Consider the following 11,592-nt stretch of genomic DNA (forward strand, 5'->3'; position numbering starts at 1 on the left):
GAATCCTACTCCGTCATTACATTTGATTTTTAATCTTTAGGATTTGCAGGCTTCCCTGTAAATCCTGTTGAAATATATCATTTCTGCTATTCCTGTGATAGTCCATGAAAAAATATACAGAAGGTAAAGTGACGTTACTGTTTTAAAATATGCAAATACAGTAAAAATCCAAATAATACGGAACACACAGGAACCAAGAATAACTATAACAGTTGGGATGAAGCTCTTTCCAAGACCTCGAGATGCCGCAATGGAATCATCCATAAACGCGGAAAAGCCATAGGATAAAGCCATTATGGAAAGACGGTACATTCCGGTTTCGACAACCGCCTGATCAGTAGTGAATATCCTTAGGAACGGAACTCCAAATATATACAGGCTTAAACCAATGATATTTCCTATTACAAAACTATAGAAAAGACTTATGTGATAAGTTTTTTTGACACGATCCATTAGACCTGCACCATAATTTTGTCCGATGAAGCTTGCTCCGGCTGTGTAAAATGCAGCCATTACATCATAATCAAGCCCGTCTGCATTCTGCGCTGCGGCTGCTCCGGCAACTGTAATTGCATCGAAGGTATTTACTCCGTACTGAACAAAAAGATTAGCAATTTGGAAAATAGCATTAGCTAAACCTGAGGTCAAACTTATGGGAAGAATACGCATTGCAATCTTCCTGTCAAAATTCGCAAAACTTATGTCTAAGCCGATCATTGCTTTCTCACGAATGATGGAAAACAAAATGCAGAAGGCAGAAAAATACTGTGAGATCACACTTGCAAGTGCAACACCCACCACATCCAGGTTCATGACTATTACAAAGTAAAGATTAAGCAGAATATTAATGAAACCTGATATAGTAAGTAACATCAAAGGCTTACGGGTATTACCGGCTGCGCTGTATGTAGCATTACCGAAGTTAAAGATTGCAAGTGCCGGAATACCGAGAAAATATATGCTCAGATACTTCATCGCCCCGGGTAGTAAAGATGACTTGGTTTTGAGCAATGATAAAACCCATATCTTTGTCACTTCACTGAACAGCATCGTAAAAAGACCTATCATTAGACATAGGGCGAATGCTGTGAACACTGCTCTTTTCACCGCTTCATTTTTGCCTTTGCCTATCGTATAAGCCACGGTAACATTTACACCGTTTGCAATGCCGATAATAAAGGTTGTATATAGTGTCACCAGCGTGGTTGTGGATCCCACAGCACCTAGTGCAATCGGTCCCGCAAATCTTCCGACAACTGCAATATCAGAGATATTGAAAAGGATCTGCAGCAAATTAGATGCTATAAGCGGAAGGCTGAACATCAATATTCCGCTCCAAAGAGGGACTTTTGTTAGATTTTTCGTTGTGTTTGATCTGTTTCCCATTTTGTGTGCTTCCAAGACCCATTTAATACTATACTTACGACTAAAGCCTAGTCACGAGTGTACGGCAACAAACCATTAATCGGGGAGGGTTTTAACCGTCCCCGATTGAAATTTATCTTATAAAATTCGTCTTTATCTTATCAACCTTTTCGGGCTCCTCAACTCCTGCCTTCTTTCCGGCCTCTATACACTTGAGAATCCAGGCCATGTTCTTTCCGAGTACGTGCATGGTCTGTATGCCCTCCTTATCCTGCATGACCTCTGAAGGTACATTTCCGTGAACCATTGGCCAGTAATTGGTTGTAACGAGAGGCATCTCCGAATACTGAAGATATTTATTCAGTACATCCAGTGTTGCTGTGGTACCTGCACGGCGGGCTGAAGCGATGGCTGCTGCCGGCTTGTGTCTGAGAACCTGTGATCCTGCCCCGAAGAAACGGTCAAGGAACGCAATCACCTCACCTGACGGTGATGCATAGTAAACAGGAGAACCGATGATAAGTCCTTCTGACTCCTTCATCTTTTCAATTGCCACCTGGACCATCTCATTAACCTTGCCATCCACGGCATCCTTGCCCACATGGAAAATCTCTGTGTCGATGCCTTCCGCATTAAGCTCCTTTGCAATCTCTGATAATGCTGTAAATGTACATCCCGCTGCATTTCTGCTTCCGTTGATCATTAATACTTTCATGAAATACCTCCTGTTTATAAGCATGTTTTCGCTGTTTACTTACTACATGCGAATGCATATCTGATCGTTTTCTATTCTAAAATACAATCTGCATTTTAAACCCTATTATACAAGTTTGAGTTAATAAAACAAATCGTCCAACACCGCTTAATCTTTATTTTCAGCCATAATTAAGCAGTGTTTATCATTTGTCGCACCCTTTGCCTCTTGACTAATCCTTGTTTTCGCCTAAACTGTGATACATCATATCGTATAAATTTTATTTAAGAGGAATATATAATGCTTATAAACAGAGAACACGTGCTTTCAGCTTTTGACCGTTATACATCAGCCTATGATGTTACGGATGTGAAGGTAAAACTCAAGATAGATCACACCTACAGAGTAGCAGAACTTTGCGACAAAATATCCGACTCACTTAATCTGTCTCAGGAAGACCGTGACATAGCCTGGCTTTCCGGTATGCTTCATGACATAGGCAGATTTGAGCAGTTAAGGAGATATCATACATTTTTAGATAAAATCTCCTGCAATCACGCAGAACTTAGTGCAGAGGTCTTGTTCATAGACGGAAATATCAGATTGTTCACGGAGGATTCTTCGGAAGACGAGCTCCTGGAAAAAGTCATTCGTCTTCACAATATCTACATCCTGCCGGATGATCTAAGTGATCGGGAGCTTCTTTTTGTTAATCTCCTGAGAGATGCGGATAAGGTAGACATTATCAAGGTCAACTGCATCACACCGAGAGCAGAAATATATGACATTCCTGAAGCTGATTTCAGAGCTTCGACCATATCTCAGGATGTTTTCGAAGACATAGTCTCAGAACATAATGTTGACAGAAATCACTCAAAGACACCTGCCGACTATATCATAGGGCATATCGGTTTTGTATACGGACTGGTTTACAGACAGAGCTTCATTGAGGTCCGTCAGCAGGGCTATCTTGATGAGATGCTGGATTTCAAGAGTGATGTTGTAGACACCAGAGAGAAATTCAAAATGATAAAAGAGACCATAAACAAATACATAGACAGACACATAGAGAGTATCTGATTCCCTCTATTAACGCTATTTTTTGGAGCCTTAATATCTGATATACAGATTCAGATATTAAGGCTCCATTTTTCAAACGACATAAAAACGTCACATTTTTGATTTATATATTTTATTGTTAATTGCCGATAGTCAATTAACATATACTTAATACCTTTAAATAATGGTATTCGTTTTATAATTATTTTCACTTAAGACACTAACGGAGGATAACTATTGATAAAAAAAATACTACCTACAGCCCTGGCTGCGGTCGGCATCACTCTTAGCGGAGCCCTGACTTCCTTTGCGGCCATTCCCCTTTCGGATTTTGGCTCTTCGGTAAATCCAACCCAGATACAGGCAGTCACCAATCAGTACAATATGATCCCTGCGTCCATACGGCAGGCTTATGAGGCAAGCGGAAATGTGATTTATTTCTTTGATACCAATCCGCTTGTGGACAGTGTTCTGGGCGCCTATTCCGGTCAAGAAGGTCAGGAAGCAAAGATCATACTTACAAATCAGGACTATGGTGGGGCCGAGGCCATCACCCACGAGATGGGGCACTACTTCGACGACATTTGCATGGCAGATCAGAACGCCAAAATGAAAGTGGTTGTATACAAAGGCATTAAATTCCTGGTCACTGAGGAAGGGGACAGATTTATTTCCGATACAGATGAGTTCAAGAGGATATTTGAATATGAAGTAAAGTCCTCTCCCGTGTCCTCTTACGAAAAGACCGATGCCAATGAATATTTCGCCGGCGCATTCGGTCTCTACTGCACAGACCCGGACACTCTCATGGCTTATGCGCCTTATACCTACAATTACATCGACAAACTGGTGAAGGATTTCACTGAGCTCTATCCGGCATCCGCAGAAAACATCGCCCTGACAGTAACTATTCCCGCCACCATTGACGAAATCACCGGCGGAGCCACAGTTTCAGGCCTTTATATTAATAACGGTTCTTCTGCCAATGCTTCGGGCCAGACATCATATCAGGATCCGACAACTGCCGAAGTCCAGAGTGCCAGAGCTATCGGAAACGTCACTCAGGTGTCAGGCGTGTCCTCTAACGGAACCTCCTACACCGGCTATACCAATGCCAACATCGAAACAGAGGAAGGTGCAGCCAGAACAAACGAAACAGTTGAAAATGCCGTGTCTGCCGCTTCACAGGGAGAAGGCACCTCAACCATAGTGAATGCTGACGGGTCTGTCACGACAACAACCGTAAAGTCCACCCCTTACGGCACATTGGTTTCGGTAGTTACTACATATCAAAGTTCATATTGATTTTTCTAATTCAAAAGAGCAAGGGCATTCACCCTTGCTCTTTCTGTTTAATGGCTGTTAGATAACCTTCCAACCAAGGCATATGCAGGTCCGAGTGGTCGGACATCCATTTGAATGCGTTGAGCTGAGTTGTGAAAAATCATAATCCACCGGGGACGATTCTCGCCGGCGAAAACCGTCCCCGGTGGACTCATCTTAAACTAAGATCAAATAACACTACGCATCTCAGTCCCAACAGAATTCATGCTGATCATCACACTGAAAACGAGAATCGTAACCAACACTATGTGCACCAGCGGATACATCGCCCTTCTATTCATCCCCGGAAGCTGTTTTCTCTCCCAAAGGCTGAGGATCGGCAGAAAATAAGTCATATATACAAACCTATTGCTATATACTAGTCCTCCCATCATCTCCGGTCTTTTCTCGAGATCTTTTATATCCATATAGCCGAAGATAAACACCAGGGCCTCAAAAATCAGAAATGTGTTAGCCAGATTGAATTCCATATTGTCTCTCAACACCAGCCAGTGGTATGCCAATGCCAGCATTCCGGGAACAATCGCCTGAAGCCAGGCATACCTTTCCTTCTTTAGTTCTGCTGTAAAACCTCCGACTGTACCCTTAGCATTGTGTACTCCTCCGTCAAATGCTCCTGTGCCTGACGCATCCGAAGTACTGAACCCACCGGCACCTGACGTATTTGTCGAACCAAATCCTCCCGCTGTCTGATGTTTTCTTCTCTTAATAGTTCTTCCGCATCCCGGACACTTATCCGCCTCATCCGGCACGTCACTGCCGCAATTGGTGCATACCCTCATGGGCTTTATACGTATTATGGGATTACCGCACTTAGGGCAGTTACTTGTATGTGCATCTATATCAGCTCCGCATTTAGGACAATTCATTTCAAACCTCATTTGTTGCTTAATTCCAAAAGTATATATATAACTAAATATCTGCTTTATAACCTACTTATTGTACTACATGAAACATAAAGATAATACACCTTACTTATTTATTCAGATATTACCTAAATTACTAAGATCTGCCGGAGCCAAGAACCGGACAGAGCCGGCGGGCATCCGTTTATATGCGTTAAGCGAGGACGAGAAAAATCAAAATAAGCCCCCTTAGAACCACTTGGATCTCTTTTTCCTTAGCACCCTCGCCAAGTCAGATTTTTCATAAAGAAAATATCTGACATTGGCGAGGGCCTAGTGGTTCTTAGGGGGCTTGTTTTAGATTTTTCCGCCGCAAGCGCCTCGCATATAAACGGATGCCCGCCGGCTCCGGACTACCTATATCCGATAATATTACTTGTTATCAGCTGTTGCAGCCTTAGCAGCTGTACGTCCTGATACGAAGATTTCTGTGATAGCGTTACCGCCGAGACGGTTACCACCATGGATACCTCCGGTTACCTCACCTGCTGCGTAGAGACCAGGGATAACATTGCCGTCCTTATCAAGAACATGACGATCAACGTCAACCTTGATACCACCCATTGTGTGGTGAGTTGAAGGAGCAAGAAGACGTACACGAAGCTTAGCATCATCAAGGTTGTATGTATCAGTCTTGTATGATCCATCATCGTTCTTCTCTGCATCACCGATAAGAGCTGAGAACTGCTTCTTTGTAACATCCTTAGGCTGTGTTCCGCTCATGATAGCCTGATCGTAATCCTTGATTGTCTCGATCACAGCATCAGCATCGGTATCGAAACCAATCTCCTTGAAGAGATCAGCGAGCTCGCCGATAGTTCTTACATACTGTCTGCCTTCAACGTCCTCATCCTTGTATGGATATGGTCCAGGGATAGGAACTGCTGCATTAGCAATCTCGATGAATACGCCCTTGTGGCCCTTCCACTCGATACCGTTCTTGAACTCGCCAAGAGAAAGAACGTCACGCTCAGAAGTCTCATCTACGAAACGGTTACCTGTTGTAGGGTTAATGTAGATAGCATAATCTCCGCCACCGAATGCAAGATCTCCATCATCTACCCAAGAGATAGGCATAAGCTGTGTGAAGCCTTCACCTGTTGTATCGGCACCTGCTGCCTCAGCCATCTTGATACCATCACCCTGAAGTGATGAACGGTTTGTTGTCTCAAGCTTATCGTTGAGATATTCACTTGACCAGTACTCGTTGGTCTCAACAACCTTAGCGATATTTGCGGCGAAACCACCGGTTGAAAGGATAACACCCTTTGTTGCATGAGCAACTACAGGAGTTCCATCATACATTGTAGCCTTAACGCCTGTTACACGACCGTCTTCAACGATAAGCTCTTCAGCTGTTGTACGTGTCATGATCTTGTTTGCTTCGTTAGCATTCTTGAATGCGGTCATAGGAGCCATGAAGTATGTTCCCCATCTTCCGCCGTACTCTTCTGTCTTTCCATCGCCATCAGCATCAACATTAGCGCCGATGAACTGATTCTCTCTGTACCAAAGAGCACCGATAAGTGTAGGCTGTGTATCCTCAACGAAGGTTGAACCCATTGACTCAAGCCATGGCTTGATATCCTGACCGTCTGTGATGAACTGAGTTACGAGATCAACATCACCATAGATCCATGATGACTTGTCAGCACTCTGACGAAGTCCGCCATAGTATGTCTGGAAGATATGAAGGTTCAGAGTTGAGAAAAGTGTAAGATCAGACTCAGGTGTTCCTGCATCAAGCTTAGGCTGTGCCCAGTCAAGATATGCCTGGATCTCTTTCTTAAGAGCCTGGAGTGTAGGAAGATAATCCTTAACTACACCGTGCTTTGAAAGCTCTTCGATATCACCGGCTACATACTCGTGATCATTGTAGTAATCAGCGTCGAACTCGTCCTCAGACCAGTTAAGGATAACCTTCAACTCATCGATACATCCCTTAACTGACTTAACCTTGTTATACTCATTTCCGTCGAAGCCCTTGCCTGTAGTTGCATCAGGATCCTTCTCATCCCATACGAGATAAGGCATTACAGACTGATACTGACCACCGGATACAAGTGTGTTACCACCGACCTGAGCATTCTTCTCGATAACAAGAACTGTGTTGCCGTCCTGAGCTGCCTGAGCTGCTGCAGAGATACCTGCTCCACCTGCACCAACTACTACAACATCATAGGTCTCTTCGATAGTATCCTGTGCCTTTACTTCAAGTGCATTGTTTGTAAATGCATCCTTGTTTGTTACACCTGCCTGGTCAGCTGCATCATTAACAGCTTCCTTGATAGCTCTTGATGAGAATGTAGCACCGGAAACACTGTCAACGCCTGTTCCGTTTGCTGCAATGATATCATTGATAACGATATCGAATGCAGGAGTACCAACCTGATCTGTTTCCTTTGACTCCTTAACTTCGATAGCTGTTACGCTCTTGTCATCGAAAGTTACATCAACAGTAACTTCGCCATTGTAACCTGTTCCCTTACCTGTGTAAGTTCCGGCTGTGAATGCAAGCTCTGCATCGTTAGCTGCAGGCTGCTCTCCCTTCTTGGCTGCTTCAATAGCTGCTGCAGCTGCAGTCTTAGCGGCTGTAGATGTTACTGTAGCCCCTGAAACACCATCGATCTCTGCTGACTGAGCAGTCTTGATCTGATTAGCGAGCTCTTCGAGAGCAGCTCCGCCTACCTCAGGTGTTTCCTTATCTCCTTCGACCTTTACGTCTGTGATCTCACTATCTGTTGTTGTGATAGTGACTGTCACACTTCCTCCGAAGCCCTGCTCGGAACCTGAATAAGTACCGGCAACAAAGCTTCCTCCGGCAGCCGCTTCTGTTGCTGCTTCTGTTGCTGCTTCTGTTGCAGCCGCTGTGGTTGTTGCAGGCGGTTGCTGAGCAGTACATGCTGTCATTGATGCAACAAGCCCTATGGCCATTGCGCCCTTAAAAATTCTTTTCATTCTTCTCCTCCTAGAGTATAGAATATATACTAAAATACTAATATATTTAATCATAATTAACAGTGAATATCAATTTGAAAGCGGTTACAATAGTACAACTTTTTGTGAATGATATATCATTAACCATGATATCCAAAAAATAGCCATGAATTTGAGAATTATCCCTAAATTCATGGCTATTATATACAAAAAATTATTTTCTTTTACTGTACTATTTTCGTACTAAATCATCGTTGATACTTATCCCCGCCGATAACCCGAACAAATAATAACATCAAGAGATTACAGATAAGCAGGCGAGAAAGCCAACGGTTTTAACCCTGAGAGCATATCAAAGATCACTGAATCGTTATGATAAGTCCGTGGGGAAGACATGTTATAGGGAAATCATATGTGTCGCTAGTCAAAGTACCGATGGCGATACACACCTGATTCTCGCAGTTTGATTCTATAACCTGAACAGAATCATCCTTAACCTGCATCATGTTGATATAGTGTTTTGTCTCCAGTCCCTCATCACCCATTGATGCCAATGTTGTATCCGCCGGGACTTCCGAAACCTCTCCGTCTTTTATCATATAAAGAGCGTCCTTGTTAAGCGGTGCCCTGAAGATCTCTCTGTCTACGTACTGCACTACAACCTCATACTTAGGCTTTGAGTTGTAATGAATATATGCCATCGCGCCAAAACCTATTGCAATGACAGCCGCAATTATACCAAGTAAAATAATATTTCTCTTATTCATATATTTATCCTCCCATTATGTATAACTACTTAATTTTGCAATGTCCTGGACCAGCATGGTGTATTCCTTTTTCTGTTCCGGAAAAAATGGCCACCTGAGAGTAGTTTCCCTGAGTTCAATGGTTTCTGAAGTATACCTCTCACGTACATCTTTTATACATTGCCAGGCACCTTCAACCGGATTTTGAGGATCATACTCCGAAGCGAGAACCACCCGCTGTTTTGCAGATTCCAATATAGCTTCATTAAGAACCGGCACGAAAGCATCATCCAGTTCTTTTATATGATCGTGAAAGGGTTCAGGATCTATGGGTCTGCCGCCAAGTATCTGCTCGGAAACATTACCGGCAAGAACATGCCAGCTGTATGACAGTATACTCCAGAGTTGACTGTGAAGCCCTGCCGCAACTATAAGATCATACTTGCCCTTTGGAAGTATCTCTGAAAAATCTTTTACACTTTTGTATAGCTTCTCTTCCAGCAGCCTAAGCTCGGATATGGATCTGTTAATGAAATCTTCCTCCGTAACCGTCCTTCCATTTTCAACCAGATACATATAAAGCCTATTAAAAAAACTTTCCGTTGCTGCCTCGGTAATACCCGTCAGGCTCACGTTTATCGCGCCAACTCCCGATGTACGCTCAAGTCCATATCTTCTTACAGCTACCCCGAGCCCATCTTCATCCACATCAAATAGATCAATGCTTTTAAATCTCTGACTGATTCTTCCCAGATCTATATCATTGCAAGGCCCGGCTCCGAGAATCGCGATACTGCCGGAACGCTTATTGTCAGGATCGTTTCCTTTTGGATATCCTTCTTCCGGATTTTTTTCTACGCAGAGAACTATATCCGTAAGACTCTTCCTGTAAAAACTCCAGTTCTCAAATGCCCCCGGAATCCTAAACTCATCTTTAATACTTTGAAAAACACTCATTGCTATATTGTAGCGGAATTTTTAAAAAAAGCGAGAGGCAACCGGATTTTTTCGAAATACAAATAAGGCAGCCTCGCAAGGCTGCCCATTGTAATTATTCTTTATTTTTGTCGAAGCGACCCGGTTAACCGGCTGCCCTCTGTGGCTGTTCTGCAACTTCAAGACTCTTCTTTTCTTCGTAATCCCTGAGCGCCCTGACAGCGTGCTTTGACATCGGTATAAGCGCAATCATATTGAAGACGGTCATAAGGCCAATGCCTACATCTCCGAGATCCCATACAAATGTATAGGCCGCAAGACATCCGATGAAAAGATTTACAAGAGCAATCGCCTTATATATGGTCTGTGAAGTCCAGTTATCACCAAAAACATAAGCCACATTTGAACGGGCATAGAAAAGTATTCCCAAAAATGTGGAGAAGCAGAACAGCCAAAGAGTAACAGCGATGAAAACCACACCGGCATTACCAAAATGATATCTCATGGCTTCCTGAAGAAGATCCATACCGTTAAGTCCACTTGTGATGTTCTCCGGAACCAGAAGGATCACGAAAGCAGTGCAGCTGCATATGATGATGGTATCGATAAATACGCCAAGAGCCTGGAGAAGTCCCGACTTTACAGGATGATCCACATCCGCACTTGCTGCTGCACAGGGCGCAGAACCGGAACCTGCCTCATTGGAGAAAAGCCCTCTCTTTACACCGTTCATAAGAACTGCTCCGAAACCGCCTGCCAGAGCCTGTCTCAATCCGAAGGCTTCAGTAAATATACGGCTGAAAACCCCGGGAAGCTCTGAAATATTATTGATGATGGCAAAAAGTGTAAGGAAGATATAAAATCCCGCCATGATGGGAACGATAATGTTCAGAACCTTGACAGTAACATTCTTCCTTAAAACTATAAATGCTCCCGGTATGCAGAGAACCACTGCGGTAGCCAGAGGAGGCACGTGGAAAGCATTATCAAGAGCAGAAGAAACTGAGTTTCCCACAACCTGACTTATGCCGCACCAGCAGAGAAGTGCCGAAAGGGCAAAAAGAACAGCAACTACACTCTTCTTCTTTTTACCCGCAAGCATATGATGAATATAATAGGCAGGACCGCCTCTGTATCCGCCGTAAAGCGGATCCTCCTCCTTATATATCTGGGCAAGGGTTGCCTCAACAAATGCAGTGGCAGAACCAATAATGGCAGCGAGCCACATCCAGAAGATAGCTCCGGCGCCACCGGCGGAAACAGCCGCAACCACTCCCACGAGATTTCCCATACCAACACGTGTGGCAGTAGAAACTATAAGCGCCTCTAGACCGGATACACCGCCCTTTTTATCTTTATCAACGTTTTTCTCCATCGATACTCTGATCATCTCGGGAAACAGCCTTATGGGCAGAAATCCGGTGATGACCATGCAGTAAATACCTGCAGGTATAAGCAGAATAACCAGCAGCGACAGACCGAGAGAAGATCCTCCCGGAAGCGGGATCTTTACCAGATCTCCCCAAAGAAAATTGTAGACAAATTGAAATAACTGCATTTTATGATACCCATTCCTTTACGTTATTTGACCTCTAACATTATACAC

9 protein-coding genes are annotated in these 11,592 nt (G+C 43.6%); 2 read left to right on the forward strand and 7 right to left on the reverse strand.

Going from position 1 to position 11,592, the window contains the following annotated elements:
- Window positions 1-36 precede the first annotated feature (36 nt).
- Together T357_RS0100875 and T357_RS0100880 are read right to left on the reverse strand one after the other, a co-directional pair.
- Window positions 37-1,386 carry an MATE family efflux transporter gene (locus T357_RS0100875; RefSeq protein WP_031547663.1) on the reverse strand — a complete coding sequence of 450 codons (1,350 nt, stop codon included), beginning with the start codon at window positions 1,384-1,386 and terminating at the stop codon, window positions 37-39.
- 112 nt (window positions 1,387-1,498) lie between these two features.
- Window positions 1,499-2,080, reverse strand: coding sequence for a flavodoxin family protein (locus T357_RS0100880; protein ID WP_031547665.1), 582 nt, complete (start codon window positions 2,078-2,080; stop codon window positions 1,499-1,501).
- A gap of 279 nt (window positions 2,081-2,359) precedes the next feature.
- Here T357_RS0100880 and T357_RS0100885 point away from each other — a divergent pair, with 279 nt between their 5' ends.
- Together T357_RS0100885 and T357_RS0100890 are read left to right on the forward strand one after the other, a co-directional pair.
- The gene (locus tag T357_RS0100885) at window positions 2,360-3,139 is read left to right on the forward strand and encodes an HD domain-containing protein (RefSeq protein WP_031547667.1); all 780 of its coding nucleotides are present in this window, start codon (window positions 2,360-2,362) and stop codon (window positions 3,137-3,139) included.
- A 216-nt stretch (window positions 3,140-3,355) separates the two neighbouring features.
- A complete protein-coding gene (locus T357_RS0100890) occupies window positions 3,356-4,423 on the forward strand; it encodes an anthrax toxin lethal factor-related metalloendopeptidase (protein WP_031547668.1) in 1,068 nt (355 codons plus the stop codon).
- A 206-nt stretch (window positions 4,424-4,629) separates the two neighbouring features.
- Here T357_RS0100890 and T357_RS18885 read toward each other — a convergent pair whose 3' ends face one another.
- The 5 genes from T357_RS18885 to T357_RS0100915 form a co-directional block, all read right to left on the reverse strand.
- On the reverse strand, window positions 4,630-5,331 hold the full coding sequence (locus T357_RS18885; protein ID WP_049962181.1) for a zinc ribbon domain-containing protein: 702 nt from the start codon (window positions 5,329-5,331) through the stop codon (window positions 4,630-4,632).
- Between the two features lie 408 nt (window positions 5,332-5,739).
- Window positions 5,740-8,325, reverse strand: coding sequence for an FAD-dependent oxidoreductase (locus tag T357_RS0100900; RefSeq protein ID WP_049962182.1), 2,586 nt, complete (start codon window positions 8,323-8,325; stop codon window positions 5,740-5,742).
- A 338-nt stretch (window positions 8,326-8,663) separates the two neighbouring features.
- Entirely contained in the window at window positions 8,664-9,071 is a 408-nt protein-coding gene (locus T357_RS19800; protein ID WP_049962183.1) for a NusG domain II-containing protein, read from the reverse strand.
- Window positions 9,072-9,086: 15 nt separating this feature from the next.
- The gene (locus tag T357_RS0100910; protein ID WP_031547675.1) at window positions 9,087-10,007 is read right to left on the reverse strand and encodes a hypothetical protein; all 921 of its coding nucleotides are present in this window, start codon (window positions 10,005-10,007) and stop codon (window positions 9,087-9,089) included.
- A gap of 124 nt (window positions 10,008-10,131) precedes the next feature.
- A complete protein-coding gene (locus T357_RS0100915; protein ID WP_031547676.1) occupies window positions 10,132-11,544 on the reverse strand; it encodes an alanine/glycine:cation symporter family protein in 1,413 nt (470 codons plus the stop codon).
- Between the last annotated feature and the right edge of the window lie 48 nt (window positions 11,545-11,592).

This window comes from Oribacterium sp. FC2011, assembly GCF_000701645.1.
GTDB lineage: Bacteria > Bacillota > Clostridia > Lachnospirales > Lachnospiraceae > Oribacterium.